This is a genomic window from Baekduia sp., from assembly GCF_035318805.1.
In the GTDB taxonomy this organism is placed as follows: Bacteria; Actinomycetota; Thermoleophilia; order Solirubrobacterales; family Solirubrobacteraceae; genus Baekduia.
The window spans coordinates 34,606-57,874 of record NZ_DATHDY010000063.1 but is presented as its reverse complement, the minus strand read 5'-3'; the positions used below and the strand labels follow the sequence as shown (position 1 = coordinate 57,874).

Annotated in this window: 21 protein-coding genes; 8 read left to right on the top strand and 13 right to left on the bottom strand. The window is 73.4% G+C overall.

Annotation, left to right across the window (positions count from 1 at the left end; genetic code table 11):
* Positions 1-106: 106 nt before the first annotated feature.
* Both VK501_RS14510 and VK501_RS14505 read right to left on the bottom strand, forming a co-directional pair.
* Entirely contained in the window at positions 107-796 is a 690-nt protein-coding gene (locus VK501_RS14510) for a GntR family transcriptional regulator (protein ID WP_324338472.1), read from the bottom strand.
* A gap of 172 nt (positions 797-968) precedes the next feature.
* Positions 969-2,924, bottom strand: a complete 1,956-nt coding sequence (locus VK501_RS14505; RefSeq protein ID WP_324338470.1) for a glycerophosphodiester phosphodiesterase family protein — start codon at positions 2,922-2,924, stop codon at positions 969-971.
* Between the two features lie 121 nt (positions 2,925-3,045).
* Here VK501_RS14505 and VK501_RS14500 point away from each other — a divergent pair, with 121 nt between their 5' ends.
* Together VK501_RS14500 and VK501_RS14495 are read left to right on the top strand one after the other, a co-directional pair.
* Entirely contained in the window at positions 3,046-4,965 is a 1,920-nt protein-coding gene (locus tag VK501_RS14500; protein WP_324338468.1) for a beta-propeller domain-containing protein, read from the top strand.
* A 46-nt stretch (positions 4,966-5,011) separates the two neighbouring features.
* A complete protein-coding gene (locus VK501_RS14495; RefSeq protein ID WP_324338466.1) occupies positions 5,012-5,407 on the top strand; it encodes an ATP-binding protein in 396 nt (131 codons plus the stop codon).
* Here the strand turns inward: VK501_RS14495 and VK501_RS14490 are convergent.
* Positions 5,327-6,265 carry an EamA family transporter gene (locus VK501_RS14490; protein WP_324338464.1) on the bottom strand — a complete coding sequence of 313 codons (939 nt, stop codon included), beginning with the start codon at positions 6,263-6,265 and terminating at the stop codon, positions 5,327-5,329. The two genes, VK501_RS14495 and VK501_RS14490, sit on opposite strands and share 81 nt — an antisense overlap.
* A 66-nt stretch (positions 6,266-6,331) precedes the next feature.
* Here VK501_RS14490 and VK501_RS14485 point away from each other — a divergent pair, with 66 nt between their 5' ends.
* Entirely contained in the window at positions 6,332-6,823 is a 492-nt protein-coding gene (locus VK501_RS14485; RefSeq protein WP_324338461.1) for an Lrp/AsnC family transcriptional regulator, read from the top strand.
* A gap of 119 nt (positions 6,824-6,942) precedes the next feature.
* On the opposite strand, the gene VK501_RS14480 is transcribed toward VK501_RS14485, so the two are convergent.
* On the bottom strand, positions 6,943-8,028 hold the full coding sequence (locus tag VK501_RS14480; protein ID WP_324338460.1) for an AbrB family transcriptional regulator: 1,086 nt from the start codon (positions 8,026-8,028) through the stop codon (positions 6,943-6,945).
* Positions 8,025-9,236 (bottom strand): cyclopropane-fatty-acyl-phospholipid synthase family protein, encoded by a 1,212-nt coding sequence (locus VK501_RS14475; protein WP_324338458.1) that lies wholly within the window; start codon positions 9,234-9,236, stop codon positions 8,025-8,027. Before VK501_RS14475 ends, VK501_RS14480 begins: the two co-directional genes overlap by 4 nt.
* 37 nt (positions 9,237-9,273) lie before the next feature.
* Between VK501_RS14475 and VK501_RS14470 the strand changes: the two genes are divergently transcribed.
* Positions 9,274-10,242, top strand: coding sequence for an acyl-CoA desaturase (locus VK501_RS14470; RefSeq protein ID WP_324338456.1), 969 nt, complete (start codon positions 9,274-9,276; stop codon positions 10,240-10,242).
* Between the two features lie 59 nt (positions 10,243-10,301).
* A complete protein-coding gene (locus VK501_RS14465) occupies positions 10,302-11,384 on the top strand; it encodes a PQQ-dependent sugar dehydrogenase (RefSeq protein WP_324338454.1) in 1,083 nt (360 codons plus the stop codon).
* Between the two features lie 100 nt (positions 11,385-11,484).
* On the opposite strand, the gene VK501_RS14460 is transcribed toward VK501_RS14465, so the two are convergent.
* The 3 genes from VK501_RS14460 to VK501_RS14450 all read right to left on the bottom strand — a co-directional run bounded on the left by VK501_RS14460 (position 11,485) and on the right by VK501_RS14450 (position 16,209).
* Positions 11,485-13,647, bottom strand: a complete 2,163-nt coding sequence (locus VK501_RS14460; RefSeq protein ID WP_324338452.1) for a DEAD/DEAH box helicase — start codon at positions 13,645-13,647, stop codon at positions 11,485-11,487.
* Between the two features lie 119 nt (positions 13,648-13,766).
* Positions 13,767-14,240 carry a hypothetical protein gene (locus VK501_RS14455; RefSeq protein ID WP_324338450.1) on the bottom strand — a complete coding sequence of 158 codons (474 nt, stop codon included), beginning with the start codon at positions 14,238-14,240 and terminating at the stop codon, positions 13,767-13,769.
* 73 nt (positions 14,241-14,313) lie between these two features.
* Entirely contained in the window at positions 14,314-16,209 is a 1,896-nt protein-coding gene (locus tag VK501_RS14450) for a hypothetical protein (protein ID WP_324338448.1), read from the bottom strand.
* 52 nt (positions 16,210-16,261) lie between these two features.
* Here VK501_RS14450 and VK501_RS14445 point away from each other — a divergent pair, with 52 nt between their 5' ends.
* From VK501_RS14445 to VK501_RS14435, 3 genes are all read left to right on the top strand, one after another.
* A complete protein-coding gene (locus VK501_RS14445; protein WP_324338446.1) occupies positions 16,262-17,041 on the top strand; it encodes a MerR family transcriptional regulator in 780 nt (259 codons plus the stop codon).
* 159 nt (positions 17,042-17,200) lie between these two features.
* Positions 17,201-18,211: a sigma-70 family RNA polymerase sigma factor gene (locus VK501_RS14440; protein WP_414641179.1), complete on the top strand. Its 1,011-nt coding sequence runs from the start codon at positions 17,201-17,203 to the stop codon at positions 18,209-18,211.
* A gap of 6 nt (positions 18,212-18,217) precedes the next feature.
* Positions 18,218-18,496, top strand: a complete 279-nt coding sequence (locus tag VK501_RS14435) for a DUF2277 domain-containing protein (protein WP_324338442.1) — start codon at positions 18,218-18,220, stop codon at positions 18,494-18,496.
* Here VK501_RS14435 and VK501_RS14430 read toward each other — a convergent pair.
* The 5 genes from VK501_RS14430 to VK501_RS14410 all read right to left on the bottom strand — a co-directional run bounded on the left by VK501_RS14430 (position 18,493) and on the right by VK501_RS14410 (position 23,253).
* Complete coding sequence (locus VK501_RS14430) at positions 18,493-20,631, bottom strand: hypothetical protein (RefSeq protein WP_324338440.1); 2,139 nt, start codon at positions 20,629-20,631, stop codon at positions 18,493-18,495. The two genes, VK501_RS14435 and VK501_RS14430, sit on opposite strands and share 4 nt — an antisense overlap.
* Positions 20,632-20,638: 7 nt before the next feature.
* On the bottom strand, positions 20,639-21,214 hold the full coding sequence (locus VK501_RS14425; RefSeq protein WP_324338438.1) for a hypothetical protein: 576 nt from the start codon (positions 21,212-21,214) through the stop codon (positions 20,639-20,641).
* A 23-nt stretch (positions 21,215-21,237) separates the two neighbouring features.
* Complete coding sequence (locus VK501_RS14420; protein WP_324338436.1) at positions 21,238-21,924, bottom strand: potassium channel family protein; 687 nt, start codon at positions 21,922-21,924, stop codon at positions 21,238-21,240.
* Positions 21,925-21,989: 65 nt separating this feature from the next.
* Complete coding sequence (locus VK501_RS14415) at positions 21,990-22,304, bottom strand: hypothetical protein (RefSeq protein ID WP_324338435.1); 315 nt, start codon at positions 22,302-22,304, stop codon at positions 21,990-21,992.
* Positions 22,305-22,335: 31 nt separating this feature from the next.
* Positions 22,336-23,253, bottom strand: coding sequence for an alpha/beta hydrolase (locus VK501_RS14410; protein ID WP_324338433.1), 918 nt, complete (start codon positions 23,251-23,253; stop codon positions 22,336-22,338).
* Positions 23,254-23,269: the final 16 nt, after the last annotated feature.

The following is a 23,269-nucleotide window of genomic DNA, read 5'->3' as shown; positions in this document are numbered from 1 at the left end:
GGGGCCGCTGCCATTGGTCACCCGGTCGGAACCGGGTTGTCCACTCGGTAGGAGTTGGGACCCTACGCGGGCCGCAGCGAAACGCGCCCCCTGGGCGCGGCTTCGCCTAGATGTCGCGTCGCACGAGCGAGAACCGCACCAGCGTGTCGTCCACGGCGATCCGCGAGAAGGCGATGCGGTCGTGCTCGCGCGTGAACAGCGTCTCGCGCAGCTCCAGGTACGGCGTGCCCCGGGCGATGTCGAGCTCGCGCGGAGACGCCGCGTCGGCCACCCGCGGCACGAGCTCGGCGCGCACGTGGTCGACGACGCCCACGCCGTTGGCGGCCAGGAACTCGAACGTGGAGTCCGCGTCGACGATCGCGCCGAGCTCGGGCAGCCGGTCCAGCGCGACCGTGTCGGTGATGTGGATGACCGGCTCGCCGCCGGCGCGCAGCAGGCGCTTGACCATCAGGCACGGCGCGCCGGGCTCCAGCCCGAGCGCCTCGGCGGCGTCGTCCTCGGCGCCCTGGGCGCGGTGGACCTGCGGGTCGACCGACGGCACGTGCCCGGACTGCTCGATCAGCGACCGGAACGAGACGAGGCGGTTGAGCCCCATCGAGCTGCGCAGCACGTGGCGGTTGACGACCGTGCCGTGGCGGCGGCGGCGCGAGACGATCCCGTCCTCGGCCAGCGACTGCAGGGCCGCGCGGATCGTCGTGCGGCTGACGCCGATCTGCGTCGCCAGCTCGGCCTCGGGCGGCAGCCGGCCCTCGGGGAACGCGTCGTTGTGGATGGCCTTCAGCAGCTCGTCGCGCACGCGCCCGCTCAGCGAGCGCGTGTCGAGGCGCTCGAGCGCGGCGTCGGTGCTGTCCCCCGTGGCGGCGATCGAGCAATGGTACGACCAGAGACGGCGACCGCGGACGTCGAGGGACGACTGAATCTCGTACAGCGAGATCGAATCGTCCCTCGACGCGCGGGTGGCGCTGGGGCTATCCCAGGCCGTTGCGCTCCGCCACGAGCTGCAGGCGCTCGGGGTAGTCGCTGATGATGCCGTCGACGCCGAGGTCGATCACGTGCTGCATCGTGGCCTCGTCGTCGACCGTGTAGGGCACGACGCGCAGGCCGCGGTCCTGCAGCTGCGGGACGGTCGGGCCGTGGTAGATCGCCGGATCGGTCCGCAGGTACTCGTCGGGCGAGTCGACGTGGGGCTGGTCGGGATCGTGGACCTGCCAGTTGGCGGAGACGACGTCGGCGTCCGCGGCGCGCACGAGCTTGCCGAGGTCGCGGAAGTCCCACCAGTCCAGGCCGCCGGTCCAGGGCGAGCTCACCGTGTCGTCGCCGACGACGGCCTCCAGCGAACACTCGTCGGCGAGCTCGTCGCAGTCGGTCCCGGCGTACTGCCAGACCAGGGCGACCGTCTCGATGCTGGCGTCCAGCCGCTTGCTCAGCCGGATCGTGCGCCAGTCGAAGGACTGGATCATCGCGCGGTCCTGCAGGTCGTTGGCCTGGATCGCGTGGACGAGCTTGGCGGTGAACTGGTCGTAGGGGACCGTGTCGTCGACCGTCGGCGAGATCTTCGTCTCGATGTTGAACCGGACGTCGCCGTCGCCGCGCGCCCGGACGAGGTCGAAGACCTCCTGGAGCGTCGGCATCCGCTGCACGCCCTGCGACACCTGGTCCGGGAAGCCCGGGTCGAGGTGGCCGCAGTCCTCCTCCTTGATCTGGGCGAGCGTGAGGTCCTTGATCAGCTGGTTGCCGTACGGGCCGGTGCAGTGCACCGGGTTGATCTGGCGGTTGTGGGAGACGACGAGCACGCCGTCCTTGGTCACGCCCGTGTCGAGCTCGAGGGTGGTGACGTGGTGGTCCAAGGCGTAGGAGAACGCCGCGAGGGTGTTCTCCGGCCGCACGCCGCGGCCGCCGCGGTGGGCCTCGACGTCGAACGGCGACGCGATCGTGTCGGGCAGCTCCTTGCCCTTGGCCGCGGCGACCTCGCGCAGCCGGTCCGGGTAGTCGCTGATCAGGCCGTCGACGCCGGCGTCGATGAGCTTGGCCATGTCGGCCTTCTCGTTGACCGTCCAGGGGATGACCGGCAGCTTGAGGTTGTGCGAGGACTTGATCAGCTTCGCCGTCGTCGAGGTCGCGACCGGCGAGATCACGTCGGCCTTGAGCTGCTTGGCGACCACCGAGGCGACCGAGCCGTCGTCGAACGGCTTGTTGGAGGTGATCTGGTAGCCCGCCGTCCACTTCGAGCCGGGGAACACGTTGGCCGGCTGGGCGAGCGCGACCCGGCGCAGCGACGGCGCGACCGCGCGCGAGACCTTCAGCGTGCGCCAGTCGAAGGACTGCAGCAGGCTGCGCCGGAGCACGTGCGCCTTGCGGATCTGGTCGATCACCTTGTGGGCGAACGTGCTCGGGTCGACGGTGTCGCCGGGCACGGTGGGATCGAGCTTGGTCTCGATGTTGAACTGCACGTCCTTGGCGCCGTAGCGCGCGGCGAGCGCGAAGACCTGCGCGAGCCTGGGCATGTGCGTGCCGGGCACGGCCTGCTGCGTGGCCGAGATCGGGTCGCCCGCCGGCGCGTGGCGCGTGCCGCAGTCCAATGTGGCGATCTGCGCGTAGGTCAGCTCGTGGACCAGCTTGCCGACGTACGGGTAGGCCTGGTCGTCGGGCTTGACCGGGCCGGTGTCGCGGCACTCCAGCGGCGAGATCCGCCGCTCGTGGCTGACGACGACGATGCCGTCCTTCGTGACGCCGGTGTCGAGCTCGAGCGTGGTGACGCCGAGCTTCAGCGCGTTGCCGAACGACGCCAGCGTGTTCTCGGGGCGCAGCCCGCGCCCGCCGCGGTGCGCCTCGAGATCGAAGCCGTTGGCGCCGTATGCGGGCGCCGCGCTGCTGATCGCCGCGACGGCCAGTCCGGCCGCGATGGCTCTGGTGGACCTGTGCATCCTCGTTCCTCCCTGTCGGTTCTGGGGACGAGGGCCATCCTTGGGCGATGGCCACCGTTCCACGTGACCGGTCCGTTGCGCAGGCGTGAACGGTCGGTGATCAGGAGTAGCCTCGCTCGTGATGTCGCGCCGCCCGATCCGCTCAACCCTCGTCATCGCGGTCATCGCGGCGCTCGCGGCCGCCCCGGGCGCGAGCGCCAAGACGCGGCCGGCGCCCCGCGCCAAGCTCGTCGCGTTCGACTCGTGCCGCACGCTGGTGGACTACGCGCACGCCAACGCGAAGCGCGCCGGCGGCGTCGGCGTGCCGGTCCGCGCGCTGGGCGCGGTGCCTGAGGCGCTCGCGCGCCCCGCGCCGGTGCCGGCCAACGCGCCGGCCGGCGAGGACACCGCCTCGGCGGTCGCCGCGCCGAGCGCCCCCGGCGCGACGACGTTCTCCGGCACCAACGTGCAGGAGACCGGGATCGACGAGCCCGACGTCGTCAAGACCGACGGCACGCACGTGGTCGTGGCCAGCGACGGGCGGCTGCGCGTGATCGACGTCACCGGCGACGCGCCGCGGATCGTCGGCACGCTGGATCTGGGCGGCAACGGCGCCGCCCATCAGCTGCTGCTGCGCGGCACGCGCGCGCTCGTGCTCTCCACGGTCTACGCGCCCGGCGACTTCGGCCCGATCGGCGTCGCCGCGCCGCGGCAGGTCGCCCAGATCGCGCCGGGCACGTCCAAGACGGTGCTGACCGAGGTGGACCTCACCGACCCGGCGGCGCCGAAGGTGGCGCGCACCATGGACCTCGACGGCGAGTACGTCGACGCCCGCATGGTCGGGGGAACGGTCCGCGTGGTCGTGAGCTCGACGCCGCAGCCCGCCGGCGCGGTGCCGCTGGAGCGCGCCAAGCTGCGCACGTTCGTGCCGGCGACCACGATCAGGAGCGCCATCTCGGGCCGCACGTTCCGCCGCTCGGTCGTCGGGTGCGGCGACGTGCGACGCCCCGATGCGTTCTCCGGCCTCGGGCTGCTCACGGTCCTGACCGTGAACCTCGATCGCGGCCTCTACGACGTCGATCGCGACGCGATCATGGCCGGCGCCCAGACGGTCTACGGCTCGGACCGCAGCCTCTACGTCGCCAGCCGGCGGTACGTCCCCGGCCTCGCCGACGCGGCCGACGTGCCGGCGTCCATGCGCACCGAGATCCATCGCTTCGACGCGTCCCAGCCGGGCGCGACGACGTACGCGGGCTCCGGCACGGTGCCCGGCTTCGTGCTCAACCAGTTCGCGCTGTCCGAGCAGGACGGCGCGCTGCGCGTCGCCTCGACCGACGAGCCGGCGTGGCTGCCCGAAGGCCGCGAGGCGACGCCGGCGCAGAGCTTCGTCACCGTGCTGCGCGAGCAGGACGGGCGCCTGGCCCAGGTCGGCCAGGTCGGCGGCCTGGGCAAGGGTCAGCGGATCTACGCCGTGCGCTTCGCCGGCGCCACGGGCTACGTCGTGACGTTCCGGCAGATCGACCCGCTCTACACGCTGGACCTCAGCGCGCCGGCGGCGCCGAGGGTCGTCGGCGAGCTCGAGATCCCGGGCTACTCGGCCTACCTGCATCCGATCGGCGACGGGCGGCTGCTCGGCATCGGGCAGGAGGCGAGCGCCGACGGTCGCGCCCAGGGCACGCAGGTCTCGCTCTTCGACGTCTCCGACCTGGCCAGGCCCAAGCGCCTGCAGCACGTGGTCTACGGCAACGGCAGCTCCGGCGCCGAGTTCGACCACCACGCCTTCCTGTGGTGGCCGCCGACCGCCACGGCGGTCCTGCCGCTGCAGACCTATGACGCGTCCGGCGATCCCGCGAAGTCCTTCACTGGTGCGATCGGCCTGCACGTAACGGCGCAGACGCTCGCCGAGGTCGGCCGCGTGACGCACGGCGACGATCCCGACCGCGCGCCGATCGCCCGCTCGCTGGTCGTCGGCGACCGCCTCTACACCTTGTCCTACCTCGGACTGGCGGCGAGCCGGCTGGACACGCTGGCGCCGGTCGCCTTCGTGCCGTTCGGCCCGTAGGAAGACCGTCGCGCATGGACCTCGTGGGGTCGGGCACACCGACTCCATGGCGCCCGAGCCCGGCCGCTGGACGGTCACGGCGATCCCCGAGCAGATCGCCGTCTTGCGCAGCGAAGTGACCCAATACGCCCAGCGGGTGGGCGTGGCCGACGGCCGGCTGGGCGACGTGCGGCTCGCCGTCTCGGAGGCCGCGACCAACGCCGTCCTGCACGCCTACCGCGATCGGGAGCCGGGGCAGATACGCGTCCACGCCAGGCTGCTCGACGACGGCTACCTCTGCATCGTGGTCGAGGACGACGGGTTCGGCCCGCTGCCGCGCCCGGACTCGCCCGGCCTCGGGCTGGGGCTGCCGACCATCGCGTCAGTGGCCGACGCGGTCGAGCTGTCGGCCGGCACCGCCAAGGGCGCGCGGCTCAGCATGCGGTTCACCACCGGCGGCTGAGACCGCCGGCTCCTGGACCGCCGCCGCGGCGCCGCGGTGCAGCCCGACGCCGGTCGCGACGAGGGCGATGCCCACGACGTCGCGCAGCGACGGGATCTGCGTGAGGACCACGATGCCGATCACCGTGGCCGTCGCCGGGAGCAGCGACACCATCAGGCTGTAGGTCGCGCGCGGCAGCCGGTTCAGCGCGAGCTGGTCGCAGACGTAGGGGATGACCGACGAGCTGACGCCGACGCCGACGCCCGCCAGCAGCGCCACCGGATCGGCGATCGCGGGCACCGCCGCCCAGCCGGCCAGCGGCGTGACGACGATCGCGGCCGCGAGCATCGCGGCGCCGAGGCCGTCGATGCCGTCCAGGTCGGCGTGCTTGGCGACGCGATCGGCGAGCACGATGTAGGTGGCGAACAGCGCCGCGTTGGCGAACGCGAGGCCGAGGCCGAGCGCGCCACCGGCCAGGTGGATGCCGGTCAGCGCGTAGACGCCGGCGACCGCGAGGCCGAGCGCGACGAGGTTGCGCGTCGTGCACGCGCCCGCCGCTGCCAGCGCGATGACCGGCAGGAACTCGATCGCCGCGACGGTCGCCAGCGGCAGCCGGTCGATCGCCAGGTAGAAGCAGCAGTTCATCAGCGCCAGGCAGCCGCCCCAGGCCAGCAGGAGCCGGCGACCCTCGCGGTCCAGGCTGCCCAGCGCGCGCCACGGACGGCGCCACGCGGCGAACACGAGCGCGGCGACGACGATCCGCAGCCACGCGACGCCGAGCACGTCGACGCGCACGAAGAGCAGCACGGCGAACGCGGGGCCGAGGTAGTGGAAGACCGCGCTGACCGCGAAGTAGGCGTGCGGGGGAGGGCGACGCACCGTGCCTGGAACGGTCCTCTGCCTCGGGCCTGGGCGCCAGGGGCGATCGACGGTAGTCTCGTTCTCATGGCTACGATCGCAAGCCCGAAGAGTCGTCGAGCCGTCGTTGACCTGGACGAGACCGATCGGCGCCTGCTGATCGAGCTTCAGGCGGATGCGCGGCTGAGCCTCGCCGAGCTGGGACGGCGGGTCGGGCTGTCGGCGCCGGCCGTCGCCGAGCGCGTGCGCCGCCTGACCGACGAGGGCGTCATCCTCGGCTTCCGCACCGACGTCGACCCGCGCGCGCTGGGCTACGCGCTGAGCGCGATCGTCCGCGTGCGTCCCGCGCCGCGCCAGCTGCCGAAGGTCGCGGAGCTGGCGCGCGAGACGCCCGAGGTCGTCGAGTGCCACCGCATCACCGGCGAGGACTGCTATTTCCTCAAGGCGCACGTGCGCGACGTGGAGCACCTCGAGGAGGTCATCGACCGCTTCGCGTTCCACGGGCAGACGACGACGTCGGTGATGCAGACCTCGCCGGTCCCGCTGCGCGGCGTGGCGGTCGAGCTCGACGGCGACTAGAGACTGTGTCGCTATCGCGACTGGGGACCCACCTCCGGCGGCGACGGCTGGCCGTCGTGGGCCTCGGCCTCGCTGGCCGCCTACGGCACCCCTAATCGCGCCCGCGCGCTCCACGGCGATCATGGCGCGGCGGCACCGACGGCGGGCGCCGGCGGCGCGGGAGGCGGACGGCCGATCAGGTGGCGCACGGCCACGGGCGCCAGTAGGACCATCACGATGACGCGCAGCCCCTGCACCGCGACGATGAACGTGGTGTTGGCGCCGGCTCCGACCGCCGCGGCGAGCACCGCGTACAGGCCGCCCGGCGTCGTGGCCAGATAGGCGTCCAGCAGCGACACCGAGGTCGTCGCCGCCAAGATGATGGCCAACCCGAAGCAGGCGACGAGCAGCACGACGACGCTGATCAGCACGGGGCCGAGGAGCCGCCCGGTCTGGCGGACCGTCTCGACCGTGAAGCGCAGCCCGACCTGCAGGCCGATCACGGCGAAGGCCGTGTTCTGGACGATCGCGGGAACGACGAACCAGCCCTTCGGCGCGCTGAGCGTCACCGCGCCGGCGAGGATCATCGGCCCGAGCAGCGTGCCCGCGGGCAGCCGGATCAGCCGGCCGACGCCGATCCCCGCAACCGCCAGCCCGGCGGTCACGAGCCAGTCGCGCAGCGTCCCGACGGTCGGTATGCCGGCGACCGTGCCGGCGTCGCCGTGGTGTCCGGGGAACGCGACGGCGACGAGGATCGGCGTGAGCAGCACGACCACCAGCACGCGGACGTACTGCATGAACGCCACGAGCCGGTCGTCGCCGCCGAGCTCCCGGGCCATCGTGACGATGCCCGAGGCGCCGCCGGCGACCGCGCCCAGCGCCGCGGTCGGGCGGTCCAGCTCGGTGACGCGCGCCATCACGAGGCCGGCGCCGAGGCTGACCGCGAGCGTCGCGGCGCTCACGAGCGTCACCGGCAGCCAGTCGTCGCCCAGCGCGCTGAGGGACGAGGACTGCAGGTACGCGCCGAGCGCGACGCCGACCGCCGCCTGCGCGGCGGCGAACAGCGGCGGGCTGATCTCCAGCGATCCGGGGCGGACGAGCGCGACGCCGAGCCCGACGAGCAGCGCGCCGAAGAGGAACGGGGACGGCAGCGACGCGGCGTCGAACGCCAGGCCGGCGACCACGGTCGCCGAGCCCAGCGCCGCCCATCGCGCCGCGGCCGTCACGCGGGCTTGTGCGCCACGACCTGGAAGATCGAGAGGAACCCGCTCTCGAACCCGCGGCGCGCCGCCCGCAGGTAGAGCCGCCAGACGCGCACGCGCTCCTCGCCGCCGAGCCGGACGGCCTCCTCCAGGTTGTCGTCGAACCGGCGCGACCAGTGGCGGAGCGTCTCGGCGTAGTCCTCGCGGAAGCCCTCGGCGTGCGTGACCTCCAGGTTCGCGGCCTCGAGGGCGTACGAGATGCGCGAGAGGTGCAGCGGCGCGGCGTCGGGGAAGACGAAGCGCTCGGAGAACGCCCCGGCCTCGGGATCGCCGTGGCGCAGGCGCGCGATGCCGTGGTTCAGCAGCCGGCCGCCGGGGCGCAGCAGCTCCCGCAGGCGCACGGCGTAGTTGTCGATGTTGCCCGAGCCGACGTGCTCGACCATGCCGATGGAGGCGATCGCGTCGAACGGCTCGGCCGCCAGCTCGCGCCAGTCCATCACCTTGATCTCGACGCGGTCGGCGACGCCGGCATCCTCGGCGCGCTGGCGGGCGCGCTGCGCCTGGGGCTCGCTCAGCGTGATGCCGGTGACGTGCACGCCGTGCTCGACGGCCGCGTGGACGGCGAACGCGCCCCAGCCGCAGCCGACGTCCAGCACCCGCTCGCCGGCCTGGAGGTTCAGCTTGGTGCACACGAGCTCGCGCTTGGTCCACTGCGCTTCTTCGAGCGTCTTGGCGCCGCGGGAGAAGATCGCGCACGAGTAGGTCATCGACTCGTCGAGGAAGAGCGCGAAGTAGTCGTTGGAGACGTCGTAGTGGTGGCGGACCGCGGCGCGGTCGCGCAGCAGGCTGTGACGGCGGCCGCGCGGGCGCAGCTCGGCGGAGGGCGGCTTGGGCGGCACGACCAGACCGGTGGAGCGCACCGCGGCGGCGGCGAGCCGGGCCTTGGCGCGCACGTCGAGCGCCGGCGGTGTCCACGCGTCGAGCAGCTCGAGCGTGGCGTCGAGGTCGTCGACGTCGAGGGCGCCGGAGACGTAGGCACGGCCGAGGCCGAGCTGGCCGGGGGCGCGCAGAGCGTGGGCGAGCGCCTGCGGCGACTTGACGCGGAACGTCGTCGCGGAGGCGCCGTCGGTGGGAGGCAGCGTCGAGCCGTCCCAGAACTCGACCGCGAACGGCCGGTCCGGAAGCGTGCGGGCCAGCTCGTCGCGCAGGGCTGTGGGGATAGAGAGGGCCATGACTCCTGAAGTTAGCCAGTCTGTCTAGACTCGCGCCATGATCCAGGAGGAAGCCGCCCCCGGCGAGCAGCCTGACATCGTGCCCGCAGGGCCTGAGTTCGTGCAGCCCGTCGAGCGTGAGTGGCTCGATCGGCTCGCCACCGGAACCGTCACCGTCCTGCCGTTCGTGGCGCTCGCCTACGCCGCGTGGCACTCCTGGCAGGGCCTGCTGCGCTGGAGCGATGTGGTCATCTTCGTCGTCGCCTACCTGCTCACCGGCCTGGGCGTGACCGTCGGCTTCCACCGCCTGTTCACGCACCGCAGCTTCAAGACCGCCAAGCCCGTCAGGGCCGCGCTGGCGATCCTCGGCTCGGCGGCGATCGAGGGTCCCGTGACCGCGTGGGTCGCCGACCATCGCAAGCACCATGACTTCTCCGACCAGCTCGGCGATCCGCACAGCCCGCACGTCGAGCACGGCCACGGCTTCCGCGGCGAGCTCCGCGGCCTGTTCCACGCGCACATGGGCTGGCTGTTCATCCACTCTCATCGCGGGGCCAAGGAGCGCTACGCCCGCGACCTGCGCGCCGAGCCGATGATGATGACCATCGACCGGCTGTTCCTGGTGTGGGCGCTCGGCGGCCTCGGCGTCTGCTTCCTCGCCGGCTGGGCGCTGGGCGGGTCGGTGCACGCGGGCCTCACCGGACTGCTGTGGGGCGGTGGCGTGCGGATGCTCGTCGTCCACCACGTGACCTACTCCATCAACTCGATCTGCCACTTCACCGGCCGGCGCGCGTTCAAGACGCCCGACGAGTCGCGCAACGTGTGGTGGCTGGCGCCGTTCACGTTCGGCGAGTCGTGGCACAACAACCACCACGCCTTCCCGACCTCGGCGCGCCACGGTCTCAAGCGCTGGCAGTTCGACCTGTCGGCCTACGTGATCTGGACGCTCGAGAAGCTCGGGCTCGCCTGGGACGTCGTGCGCATCACGCCCGAGCGCCAGACCGCCAAGGCGGCCTCTTCCGCGTAGCACGTCCGCGCGCCCCGGGGATCGGTTTGATCCGCGGCACCGGCGCGCAGATGCAGGGGATGGAGCGCATCCGCATCCGGGCCGCCGTCGCGCTGGGCCTGGCCCTCGTGCTCGCGGCCTGTGGTGGCGGGAGCGAGGCGCCCGCGACGACGGCCACCCTGGCGCCGGCCGACACCGCCGCGGCGCCGCGCGTGTCCACGGTCGCCACCGGGCTCGACGCGCCGTGGGGCATCGCGTTCCTGCCGGGCGGCGACGCGCTGGTGGCCGAACGCGACTCCGGCCGCATCCTCCGGGTCCCGGCGCGCGGCGGGACCGCGAAGACCGTCATGACGATCGGAGGCGTCGCCCACTCCTCCGGCGGCGAGGACGGGCTGCTCGGGCTGGCGGTGTCGCCGCGCTACCGGACCGATGGGCTGGTGTACGCCTACTACTCGACGCCGTCTGACAACCGCATCGTGCGGTTCCGGCTCGGCGGGAAGCTGCGCACGGTCCTGACGGGTCTGCGGCGCGGCGTGATCCATGATGGCGGCCGTATCGCGTTCGGCCCCGACGACAAGCTCTACGCCGGCGTCGGCGAGACGGGCGTCGGCGGTCTGGCGCAGGACCTCTCCTCGCCCAACGGCAAGATCCTGCGGATGAACGCCGACGGCAGCGCGCCGGCCGACAACCCGCAGCCCGGATCGTTGGTGTGGAGCGCGGGCCATCGCAACGTCCAGGGCCTGGCGTGGGACGCGCAGGGGCGGCTGTGGGCCAGCGAGTTCGGCCAGAACCGGTTCGACGAGGTCAACCTGGTGCACAAGGGCGACAACGGCGGCTGGCCGCTGGTCGAGGGCGTCGGCTCCACGGACGGCGGGCGCTTCGTCAACCCGAAGGTGACGTGGCCGACCGACGAGGCGTCGCCGAGCGGCGCGGCGATCGTCGGACACACGCTCTACCTCGGCGCGCTGCAGGGCGAGTCGGTGCTCCGCGTCGCGCTGAACGGCACGCGCGCCCGCAAGCTGTCGCCGATCCTCACGGGCCACGGCCGCATCCGCACGGTCATCCGCGCCCCCGACGGCTCGCTCTGGGTCAGCACCTCCAACACCGACGGCCGCGGCACACCACGCGCGGGCGACGATCGGATCCTGCGGGTGCGGCTGTAGGGGACGGGACGGGCGGTGCGGGGCGCGGGCCCGGGGCGGCGCCCAGGCGTCGAGGGACGACTGAACCGCGATATACGCGGTTCAGTCGTCCCTCGACGCCCTACGCCACCGGCCGCAAGTGCCGATACGGCTCTTCGCCGCGCAGCGTCCGCACGACGCCCTCGACGACGTTCTCGCCGTCCATGCGCTTGCCGTCGGTCACGGCGTCGACGATCCCGCGCTTGCGCTCGACGAGCTCGGACATCGTCTCGTCGATCGTGTTGGCCGCCAAGAGGTACCAGGCGGTCACGGCGTCGTGCTGGCCGATGCGGTGGCAGCGGTCCTCGGCCTGGTCGTGCATCGCCGGCGTCCACTCGAGCTCGAGGAACGCGACGTTGGACGAGCGCGTCAGCGTGATCCCCTGCGCGGCGACGCGAGTGGCGCACACGATCAACTGCGGGCCGTCGGGCTCCTGGAAGGCCTGCACGGACGCCTCGCGGTCGTCGATCTTGTCGCGGCCGAGCAGGTGCAGCGCATCCGGGAAGCGCTCGATGACCGCCTCCTGCACCTCGCGGTGCCGGGCGAAGACGACCAGCGGCTCGCCCGAGGCGAGGAAGTCGTGGATCCACGCCAGGGCGGCATGGAGCTTGCCGCGTGCGGCCAGGCGCTGCAGCGCGCCGAGCTGCGCGAGGCGCTCGGCGCGCAGCGTCGCGGCGATGCGCGCGTTGAGGTCCGACAGCTCCAGCGGCTGGGAGCGCAGCCACTCGACCACGTCGCGCTCGGCGACGCGGTACTCGCGCTCGTTGTCCAGCGACACCGGGACGACCACCCGGCGCTTGGCCGGCAGCTGCGGCAGCACCTCGCTCTTCAGGCGCCGCACGAAGCAGCGCCGTCGCAGGTGCCAGTGCAGGCGCTCCTCGGTCAGCACGCCCTGGAACTGGCGCGAGAACCGTGCGCCGGAGCCGAACTCCTCGAGGCGGCCGATGATCCGCAGCTGCGAGATCAGCTCCTCGGCGTGGTTGAGCACCGGCGTGCCGGTCATCGCGAGGCGCAACCCGCCGCGCGGCACGGCCTCGGCGAGCCGCCGCACCGCCTGGGTCCGCTTGGCGCGCGGGTTCTTGCAGTAGTGCGACTCGTCGACGACGACCGCCTTCGGGCGCAGGCGCGTGAGGTGCTCGCGGTGCTTGCCGACGACCTCGTAGTTGATGATGGTGATGTCGCCGGTCTTGGGGACGGCGACGCCGCCCTCGACGACCTGGACGCTGCGGTGCGGCAGCCACTTGCTCGTCTCGCGCAGCCAGTTGAGCTTCAGCGACGCGGGGCAGACGACGATCGCCGGGTAGGCGTCGTCGGCCTCCAGCGCGGCGAGCGCCTGCACGGTCTTGCCCAGCCCCTGCTCGTCGGCGAGGAAGACGCGCCGGGCATCGAGCACGTAGCGCACGCCGGCCCACTGGAACGGCTGCAGCTCGCCGCCCAGGCGCTCGGCGATCTCGGGCATCGGGTCGGCGGCGGTGGCGCGCGAGCGGCGGATGGCGGCGGCGGCCTCGGCGGCCTCGTCGCGCAGGTCCTCGAGCGCGTGCTCGGCGGGCGCGTCGACCGCGACGCCGTGCGTGGCCAGGAAGCCGTCGAGGTGGTGGACGACCCACGGGTCCAGCGGCAGCGAGCGGCCGCCGTCGGCGGTGCCGGGCAGCTGCTCGAACGCGTCGCCGACCGACGGGTCCCACAGGGTCTCGAGCAGGAACGACTCGCCCTCGACGGACTGGTTGACCGTCAGCCGCGCGGGCGGCGCCTCGCCGCCGTGCTCCAGCGCGAGCACGCAGCGGTGCGCGGCGCCGTCGAGCTTGGCGCCGCGCGCCTCGCTCAGCGCGAGCGCGCCCGCCTGCGTCAGTGGCGCCAGCAGCATGCCGTCGTGCTCGATCGCGCCGTCCATGAGCGCGTCGGGCACCTGCCCGGCGCGCGTGTCGAGCACCCACCAGCCCTGGCCGTCGTAGCGCGTGGTCCGCACGCGGCCGACCCAGCGCTCGCCGACGTTCTTCAGCCAGAGGTCGACCTGCGCGCTGCTCGTCAGCGTCGGGAAGCGCTTGAGCACCTCGGCGACGTGGATGGCGGCCCAATCGTCGATCGGGGCCCACCACTCGCGGGAGTCCCAGTCGAAGCGCCGGTGGGGGATCTGCCGGACGACCGCGACGATGTGCGGGTCGTACGGGAAGCCGAGGACCACGATGGGCGCCCCGTCGGGTCCACGGCGCAGCTCGACGTTGGGGCGTTCTTCGGCCAGCTGCACCCCTTCCAGGGTATCGGCCGGGAGGGGTGCCGCAGGCGGCCAGCGAGGCCGAGGCCCACGATGGCCAGCCGTCGCCGCCGGAGGTGGGTCCCCAGTCGCGATAGCGACACGGTCTCCTACTAGCTGGGCAGCGACGACCCGGCGAACGCGAAGAACCAGATCCCGAACAGCACGAACGCGGCCGAGACGCTGATCATCATCACGCTGTCGAGGACGCCGCGGTCGCGGGTCGAGGTCCGCTCACCGCGCATGCTGCGGTTCCAGGTCGCGTGCTCGCGCTTGTCGCTCAGCCGTCCGGTGACCCGCATGTGCGCGCGATTGACCGAGCCGAGCAGCTTGCCGATGACGACCGCGGTGACCGTCATGCCCGCGAGCACCAGCAGGTAGGGCCCGATCGAAGGCTGGCTGGAGCTCGTCAGGCGCGAGGCGATCCACAGCCACGCCAGCGGGGAGACGAGCCACATCACGACCGACCCGGCGGCCATCACGAGCACGAGGAAGACGCCCGCCAGCCTGCGGTGCGGGCCGACGGACGGGCGCGCGGGCGCCTCGTCGCGCGATCCGGTGGATGACGATCCGGCATGGGTGCTCATGGACCTGCTGCCTCCTCCTCGATCTGCCGATCTCCGGGCTGTTGTACCCGATCGGGCCGTCGCTGCGCCCCGGTCAGGTCCCCGGGGCGCTGGCCACGTCGCGGCGGAAGCGCCCGGCGCGCTCGTCGTTCGTGGTCGGCGTGCGCGCGGCGGGCGGGTCGGTGGGCGTGCCGTCCGCGCCGGTGCGGGCGACGCGCGCGACGCCCCAGGCCAGCGAGGCGATGAAGATGAGCGACAGCACGAGCACCAGCAGGCAGGCGCCGGTCCACAGCCAGCCGGGGATGTCGCCCTTGCGCTCGCGCTGCAGCAGCTCGTGGTCGGCGACGAACGTCCGCGTGAAGCTCGCCGACGCCGGGACCTCCCTGGCGGGGATCGCCGAGTCGGCGGGCATGTACATCGGGATGCCCATGATCGTGCGGCCGTTCTGGACGCGCAGCACGGTCTTCCAGTCGCCGTAGACGGGGGCCGGCGTGCGGAAGCGGTAGACGCCCTCGCCGACCCGCTCCAGGCGATCGACCTTCATGCCGCCGTCCTGCCACGAGGTGACGGTGACCCAGGCGGCGTCGTCGGCGGTGTCGCGCGGCGTCAGCCGCACGGTCCCGGTGACGTGGCGCTGGCCGGCGGTGCCGCCGGGCGCGTCGCGCAGCGCGACGGTCGCGGTCTCGCCGTGGGGCTTGGTCGTCGACAGCCCGAAGGCCGTCAGCGCGGCGATCGCGACGAACGAGCCGAGCGCGGCCGTGCGCGCGACGGTCGGACGGGGCAGCTGGAAGCGCAGGCCGGCGCCGAGCAGCCCGCCGAGCAGGCCGCCCGCGACGCCGGCGACGGGCGCCACGATCAGCGCCTCGGGGACGATGCCGCCGCTCCACGGCAGCGGGAACAGCGCGTCGACCCAGAGCCATTCGGCGGCCAGGCCGACCGTGCCGCACAGCAGGCCGCCCACGACGCCGAGGAGGATCGGCCGGTCGCGACCGGTCCACAGCGCCACGACCTCGATGGCCAGGGCCTCGGCGAGGTACAGCGGCATGGCGGGCGCGCTCTCGCCGAAGACGTCGCCGACGACGAGCGAGATGCCGCCGCGCACGACGACGAACATCAGCGCCGTGGCGAGCGCGCCGCCCCTGCCGATCCACAGGCGGCCGGCGGTGAGCGCCATGCCCGCGCTCAGCGCGATCAACATGGGGTGGAACACCATCCGGAACTGCGGGACGCCGAAGTCGAACTCGCCCTGGAAGGTCGAGAGGCCGATGAGCAGGCCGCCCGTCAGGCCGACGCGGCGCAGGTTGACCAGGAGCCGCGAGTCGCGCAGGCGGTCGCCGCGGATGCCGCGGAAGCGCATGCCCTCGGCCAGCAGGATCGCCTGGCCGATGAGGGTCAGGCCGGCGCCGCCGAAGAGCATCAGGTGCGTCGGACCCCAGAGCGTGACGTCCTGGCCGAAGAGCCGGTGCCACAGGTCGTCGAGCGGGAAGCCGAGCAGCGCGAAGCCGCCGCAGGCCGCGGTGAGGACGCCGCCGACGGGGACGTACCAGTCGCGGGTGATCCGGATGGCGGCCGGGCCCGGCTTTTCCTCCGGCAGCGCGAGCGCGAGGCAGCCGGCGGCGAAGACGCCGTAGAGGCCGGCGAGGATCAGGTAATGGGCCGGGTTGGCGAGCGGACCGGCGTCGCGCCCCTGGTCGATGTGCAGGGAGATGTCCCAGTACATGCCGAGCAGCGCGACCAGCAGCGACCCGCCGGCCAGGCCGGCGGGCAGCGCGGCCCAGGCCGGCAGGCCCGAGACGCGCTCGGAGAACTGCGCGAGGCGGCGCAGCGGGCCGCCCTTGCCGCGGCGGTAGCCGAAGATGCCGGCCAGCAGGACCGCGGTGGCGACGGACGCCATGCCGGTGGCGATGGCGACCTGGTCGATGGCGGCGCCGCCCGCGGGCTCGGAGGCGGCGACGGGCGTGACGGCCGCAAGGACGCTCGAGAGTGCCATGAGTCGATGTTACACCGATCGATGTCACATCTAAACGCGATACCCTCGGGCCGTGTCCGATGTCACGGAGGCACCTGAGCGGGCAGCAGACGATGGCGACCTGACCATCGACGAGCTCGCTCAACGCACCGGGATGACGGTCCGCAACATCCGCGCGCACCAGTCGCGCGGGCTCCTGCCGCCGCCCGAGGTGCGCGGCCGGACCGGCTACTACGGCCAGGTGCATCAGGACCGGATCGAGCTGATCAAGGAGATGCAGGGCCAGGGGTTCAACCTCCAGGCCATCCGCCGGCTCGTCGACGCGGCGCCCGGCTCCAGCGAGGAGCCGCTGCGCTTCCTGCGCGCGGTCGCCGAGCCGTACGTGCAGGAGCAGCCCGAAGTGCTGACGCGCGAGGATCTCGTGTCGCGCTGGGGCTCGAACGACCCGGTGCTCCTGGAGCGCGCGGTCAAGCTGGGACTGCTGCGCCCGCTGGGCGACGGCAGCTACGAGGACATCTCGCCGCGGCTGACGCGCGCGGGCAAGGAGCTCGAGGCGCTCGGCGTGCCGGCCGATGTCGGGCTGCAGCTGGCGGCGACGATCCGCAAGCACGCCGACGGCGTGGCCCGCGCCTACGTGAAGCTCTTCGTCGAGCAGGTCTGGAAGCCCTTCCAGGAGGCGGGCGCGCCCGAAGAGCGCTGGCCGGAGGTGCGCGACGCCCTCGAGCGGCTGCGTCCGCTGGCGGCCGACACGCTGCTGGCGATCTTCGGCGTCGCGATGGCCGACGCCAGCGAAGAGGCCTTCGGCCGCGAGATGGATCGCATGCAGCGCCGGCGCGGCCGCTCCAAGGCCTGACCGGCCGCCGTCGCCACACGATGAGCTCCGGCGGCGTGCGCCGTCCTCTCCTGCATGGCCACAGCAGCGATGCCGACGGCAACACGTATGCCTTGGTGGGTGGCTGAGGCGTCCGCGGACGGGCCGACCTCGCCCATGGGATCGGCAGGCGCGTCTACGATGGTCGGCGTGGAGACGCGCACCGATGTCCAGTCCAGCGGCGAGACGCGGATCGGCGGCACCCCCGTCGAGGCGGAGCTCGAGCAGTACCGCCGGGAGCTGACCGGCTACTGCTATCGGATGCTCGGCTCGGGGTTCGAAGCCGAGGACGCGGTCCAGGAGACGATGGTCCGGGCGTGGAAGAACGCCGACCGCCTCACCGCCCGGCCGGCGCTGCGCTCGTGGCTGTACCGGATCGCCACGAACGTCTGCCTCGACATGCTCGACGGCTCCCAGCGGCGCGCGCGCCCGATGGACCTCGGCCCGTCGTCGACCGCGGACTCGGTGCTGGCGCCCGGGCTGCCGGAGACGACGTGGATCCAGCCGGTCGCCGACGCGCAGGTCCTGCCCGACGGCGGCGACCCCGCCGAGCTCGCCGCGGCGCGCGAGACCGTGCGCCTGGCCTTCGTCGCAGCGCTGCAGCACCTGCCGGCGCGCCAGCGCGCGGTGCTGATCCTGCGCGAGGTGCTGCGCTGGCAGGCCAGCGAGGTCGCCGAGCTGCTGGACACCTCGGTCGCGTCGGTCAACAGCGCGCTGCAGCGCGCCCGCGCGACCATCGACGCGATGGATCTCGACGCCGACGGCACGACCGCCATCGGCGACGACCAGCAGGAGCTGCTGAGCCGGTACGTGGACGCGTTCGAGCGCTACGACGTCACCGAGCTGGTCTCGCTGCTGCACGACGACGCGACCTTCAGCATGCCGCCCCACCCGCTGTGGCTGCGCGGCCCCGACCAGGTCGCCGGGTGGCTGCTCGGTCAGGGCCTCGGCTGCCGCGGCTCGAAGGTCATCACGACCGCGGCCAACGGCGGCTTCGCCTACGCCTCCTACAAGCCGGCGGGCCCGGGCGTCCACGAGGCGTTCGCGCTGGCCCTCGTGGAGGTCCGCGGCGAGCGGATCTCCGGGATCCACAACTTCCTGTACCCCGAGCTGTTCACCGCGTTCGGCCTGCCGACGCGGCTGGAGGACTAGCGCCGCATGTGCCGCAACATCCGCACCCTGTACAACTTCGCCCCGCCCGCGACCGAGGACGAGGTCCAGGCCGCGGCGGTGCAGTACGTCCGCAAGATCAGCGGGTTCACGAAGCCGTCGCAGGCCAACGAGGCCGCGTTCGCCCGGGCCGTCGCGGCCGTCACCGAGGCGTCGCAGCAGCTGCTCGACGAGCTCGTCACCTCGGCGCCGCCGAAGGACCGCGAGGTCGAGGCGGACAAGGCGCGCGCCCGCGCGGCCATCCGCTACAACGTCACGACCGCCTAGACGCCGTTGAGCGCGTCGACGACGCGGAACAGGTCGCCGCGCCGGTAGAAGTCGACGGCGAGCAGCGTCGGTGTGCGGTGACGGAGCCGGCGGCACTCGCGGGCCCGGGCCAGCAGCGGGCGGTAGGCGTTGACCTTCTGGGCGTTGTCGGGGCGCGGCAGCGGATCGGTCGTGATCCAGTTGTTGATGAGGAACAGCGGCGCGGTCGCCGGCCCGCGGTTGTCGCGGCAGCTCGCCGCACGGTCGGCGGCCGACGTGAGCTGGGCCGCGTCCTCGAAGGAGAACGGGGTCTCCTGCGTGAGGCGCGCGTAGACCGGCTGGTACCACGGCGCGCCGCCGGCCTCGTTCTCGGCCAGGAACACGAGGCGCCGGTCGTCGTCGATCATCTGCCGCAGCGTCGGCCAGCGGCCGCCGCTCGGCGGCGTGAACGCGTACCGCGTCAACCCGGCGGCGTCCACCGCGTCGACGATGTCGGCCGGCGTGACGTAGTCCTGGTTGATGACCACGACGACCTCGGTCGGGTGGGTGACGAGGAAGTCGTGGAGGTCGTCGAGCACGGAGGGCAGCTTCGTGGCGCCCAGCTCGCAGAAGGTATGGCACAGGTAGATGGAGCGCGGGCCGCTGCCGCGGAAGCCGAGGCGCTCGCGCAGGCGCTGGGCGGCGGCGAGGCTCTCGGGGCCGATCCCGTCCTGCGCGATGGCGAGGCGCTCGTCCTCGGCGCTCTCGAACACCGTGCGCGTCCGGCCGTTGGCGAGCCGCTCGGCGTAGTGGGTGTCGAGCAGGAGGCCGCGGATGCCGTCGGCGAGCTGGCCGGCGATCGGGCGCTCCTGCAGGGCCGCGAACCAGCCGGGCAGCGGAACCGACATCGCGTTGTGGGTGGCCGGCAGGACGACCTCGTCGAGCGGCCGGGCGCAGAGCGCGGCGTGGCCGTTGCACGCCGAGCCGAGCACGGCGGCACGGGGCTCGTCGGCGCCGCCACCGGCGAGGAACGCCGCGACGGTGGCGGCCACGACCGCGACGGCCAGGGCGGAGGCGGCGACGCGGCGCCCGCGGCGCGGGCCGGCGACGGGCGTCGTCGCCGCGTCGGTCTCGGCCGCCGCCGGTCGCGCCACCGTCCGGAGCACCGACTCGACGCCCTTGTAGACCAGGTACACGCCCGCCAGCGTGGCCGCGATCGACAGGGCGGTCAGCGGCGCCAGGATCACGACCAGGCCGCCGGCCACCAGGGCGGCGGCGCGCAGGAGGCGCAGCCCTGGCGCCTGGGGCGCGACCGTCGCCGTCCGCCACGCCGAGCGCAGCGGACCCTCGACGGCGATCGGGCCGATCAGCGACGCCGCGGCCGCCGCCACGACCGCGCCACAGCCGGCTAGCAGCCATCCGACCGTACGGAGGTCGCCGAGGAACGCGCCCCACGCCGCGCCCGCCGCGCCGCGGGCGTCCGGGTCGTCGGCGACCGCGGCGAGCACGACGGCGCGCCCGGCGGCCCAGCCGACGACGATCGCGACGCCCACGACCATCGCGCCCACTCCGAGCCGCCCCGCCGTCCGCCGGCGGTCGACCGAGACGATCAGCGCCGCCGCCGCGGCGACGACGGTCAGCACCGCCAGGATCCACGCGAGCGACCGGACGCGCTCACCGAGACGCGCAAGGTCGGCCGTCACGGCGCCGACGTCCTGCCGGGCCAGCGTGACGCGGTCCTCGCGCTCGACCTGCTCGGCGAGCGCCGGCCGAACCTGGCGCAGCGCCGCGCCGGCGACCGTGCCGACGTCGGCGACCGTCAGGACGACCGTGTCGCGATCCTGGTCGAAGACCGCGCGGTGGACGTCGAGCGCCGCGCGGTGAAACAGGCTGCCGAACGCGCCGCCGCCGACGACGCCCGAGACGGCCGAGGCGATGAGCGGCCGGACCGCGAGCAGGTCGGCGCCCCGATCGCCCTGCACGAGCCGGTCGGTCACCCGCTCGGCGACCACGGTGCGGACCGCCGGGTCCTGCAGCGTCGCGGTCGCCCGGCTGGCGAACTGGTCGCCGTCGAGCAGCGCGCGGCGCGCGTAGCCGGCCAGCGTCGCCGCGAGGAGCAGGACCGACGCCAGGACCACCAGCGCGGTCGCTGTCCGGGCTCGCGCGTCGCTGCTCACCGGCGCCTCACTCCAGGAGCGTCCAGGGGTCGAAGCGCTCGATCGGGATGATCCGCATCCGCGGCAGCGCCACGGTGAACGCGCCGACGTCGTCCTCGAGGTCGTACAGCTCGAGGCCCTCGGCGGTCAGCTCGATCAGCGACGTGCTGACGAGCTCGCGGAACCCGAGCAGTCCGACCCGGCGGTGCGGCTCGGTCAGCAGCGTCGCCACATGCTCGGCGAAGTCGCCGTCGTGGCTGGCCAGCAGCACGTCGCCCGAGCCGCGCTGCGCCAGCGCCGCGAGCGTCTTCTGGATCGCGACGTCGACGACCTTGACGTCGGACGGCCCGCTCAGCAGCACCGGCCGGTAGTCGAGCGCGGCGAGCGCCTGCACGAAGGCCATCGGGACGTGGGCCGAGCCGTTGAGGAAGAACAGCCCGCGCACGGGCTGGTCCCAGGTCGCGCGCGCGTGCTCCAGGACGCGGTCCCAGCGCGGGCGCTCCTCCGGCGCGGGACGCCGGCCGAGGAGGCTGCCGCCCAGCGTGGCGTCGATGTTCTCGCCGTCGACGAGGAGGAACGTCTCGCTGGATCCGTTGCTGGCCACTGGGCGAGCCTATGCCCTGCCGCTCACCGCCGGGCCGGCGGGTGCTCGCCTTCGACGTCGGCGCGCTTGTGCATCACCAACAGGCCGACGAGGCGCGAGACGACCATCGCCACGTACGCGAGCCCCGCCAGCTGCTCGAGCATCACGAGGCTGCGGGCGAAGTTCTTGACCGGCACGACGTCGCTCAGCCCGGTGCTCGACAGCGTCGTGAAGCTCAGGAACAGCAGCTCCATCCAGCTGCGGTCCCCGGTCGGGTCGATCGCGGCGGTGAAGCTCTGCGGCTCGATCGCCTGGCACACGGTGTAGGTGTAGGCGAACGCCCAGGCCACGAGCGTGAACGTCGCGCCGACGGCGTACAGCTCGTCGCGCGTGATCACGTGGTCTTCCAACATGTAGGCGATGAGCGCGCCCGCCGCGTAGAAGTACAACACGGCCTCGAACGCCGACGAGTAGGGCAGCAGGTCGGTGTTGCCGGTGATCGCCTGGACCACCAGCAGCACGGTCGCGGGCGTGCCGAGCAGGACGCCGACCCACGTCAGGCCGGGCGAGCTGCGGACCGCGAGGACGACCAGGCCGAGGATGGCGATGCCGAACACGCTGAACAGCGCGCGCCCGACGCCCTCGCTGTCCATGAACGGGTAGAGCAGGACGCCGGCCAGCTGTGCGGCGAGCAGCAGGGCGGACGGTTCACGACGGGCGAGACGCAGCACCGTGGGCAAGCTATTGGTTCGTGCTCGCCGGCGGGCACGCCGGGTTGCGGGCGCTCCCGCGCTTCCTACCGCGACGGCGTGCGGCTGCCGCTGCGGCCCTGGATCACGCGGACGACCACGTGCGCCGGGCGTGTGGGCGTCGCGAGCGAGAGGAAGTCGCGCACGCGCGCCGCGTGGGCGCAGAAGGGGCACGCCAGCGCATCGGCCGGCGAGAGTGGACCCATCGGCGCGACCGGCGCGTCGCACGACGGGCAGGCCAGCGTGCCGGACGCCATCGTCCACGAGCGCGAGACCTTGCGCTCCTCCTCGGTCCCCGACAGCCGTCCGAGCGGCTGCGGGCGGATCGGCTCGGAGCCGTCGATGCCTCGGAAGAACCCCACGCGACGAGTCTAGGAGACTGTGCGCGGGCGCCTACGCCGCGCGGACGGCCGGCTCGGCGCCCGGCGCGGCGTCGGCGCGGTGCGCGAGCTGCTCGATCGCGCCGAGGATCTGGGGCCAGAGCTCGCGCGGCAGGTCGTGGCCCATGCCCGGGATCGTCAGCAGCTCGGCGCCGTCGATTGCCTTGGCCGTCGCCCGCCCGCCAGAGGGCGCGATCAGCTTGTCGGCCTCGCCGTGGATGACGAGCGTCGGGGCCTGCACGGCCCGGAGCTCGCGGCGGCGGTCGCCCGAGGCGAGGATCGCGCCGAGCTGGCGGGCGGTGCCCGCGGGGCTGGGGCCGCGGTCGAAGCTCAGCTCGAGCATGGCGCGCAGCTCGATCTCGTCGCGCTCGAAGCCGGGCGAGCCGATGATCGACCACATCTTGGTCGCGTGCGAGAGGTAGGCCTCGCGCTCGCTCGGCGCCTTGGCCAGCAGCACGCGGTAGGAGCGCAGCGCCGGCTGGCCGGTCCAGCGGGAGCCCGTGTTGGACATGATCGAGGTCAGCGAGCGCGTGCGCGTGGGGTGCCGGGCCGCGATCGTCTGGGCGATCATGCCGCCCATCGACACTCCGACGAGGTGCGCGCGGTCGATGTCGAGCGCGTCGAGCAGGCCCACGGCGTCGAGCGCCAGGTCGGCGAGCTTGTACGGCGCGTCGGGGATCCGGCGGGTGGCGATCTGCTTCAGCGACGGCGCCGGCGCGCCGTCCAGCCGGGTGGAGCGGCCGCTGTCGCGGTTGTCGAAGCGGACGACGCGGAAGCCGCGCGCGGCCAGGTCGGTGCAGAACGCCTCGTGCCAGGCGACCATCTGCGTGCCGAGGCCCATGATCAGCAGCACGGCCGGATCGCCCGGATCGCCGAAGGTCTCGTAGCAGAGGGTGATCCCGTTGCCGACCTCGGCGTAGCGCTCGTCCATCCGGAGAGCGTACCTA

Excerpts from the sequence above, each read along its gene's own strand:
- VK501_RS14505 (WP_324338470.1), bottom strand. The coding sequence starts at position 2,924 with ATGCACAGGTCCACCAGAGCCATCGCGGCCGGACTGGCCGTCGCGGCG.
- VK501_RS14500 (WP_324338468.1), top strand. The coding sequence starts at position 3,046 with ATGTCGCGCCGCCCGATCCGCTCAACCCTCGTCATCGCGGTCATCGCG.
- VK501_RS14495 (WP_324338466.1), top strand. The coding sequence starts at position 5,012 with ATGGCGCCCGAGCCCGGCCGCTGGACGGTCACGGCGATCCCCGAGCAG.
- VK501_RS14485 (WP_324338461.1), top strand. The coding sequence starts at position 6,332 with ATGGCTACGATCGCAAGCCCGAAGAGTCGTCGAGCCGTCGTTGACCTG.
- VK501_RS14475 (WP_324338458.1), bottom strand. The coding sequence starts at position 9,236 with ATGGCCCTCTCTATCCCCACAGCCCTGCGCGACGAGCTGGCCCGCACG.
- VK501_RS14470 (WP_324338456.1), top strand. The coding sequence starts at position 9,274 with ATGATCCAGGAGGAAGCCGCCCCCGGCGAGCAGCCTGACATCGTGCCC.
- VK501_RS14465 (WP_324338454.1), top strand. The coding sequence starts at position 10,302 with ATGGAGCGCATCCGCATCCGGGCCGCCGTCGCGCTGGGCCTGGCCCTC.
- VK501_RS14455 (WP_324338450.1), bottom strand. The coding sequence starts at position 14,240 with ATGAGCACCCATGCCGGATCGTCATCCACCGGATCGCGCGACGAGGCG.
- VK501_RS14450 (WP_324338448.1), bottom strand. The coding sequence starts at position 16,209 with ATGGCACTCTCGAGCGTCCTTGCGGCCGTCACGCCCGTCGCCGCCTCC.
- VK501_RS14440 (WP_414641179.1), top strand. The coding sequence starts at position 17,201 with ATGGTCGGCGTGGAGACGCGCACCGATGTCCAGTCCAGCGGCGAGACG.
- VK501_RS14435 (WP_324338442.1), top strand. The coding sequence starts at position 18,218 with ATGTGCCGCAACATCCGCACCCTGTACAACTTCGCCCCGCCCGCGACC.
- VK501_RS14410 (WP_324338433.1), bottom strand. The coding sequence starts at position 23,253 with ATGGACGAGCGCTACGCCGAGGTCGGCAACGGGATCACCCTCTGCTAC.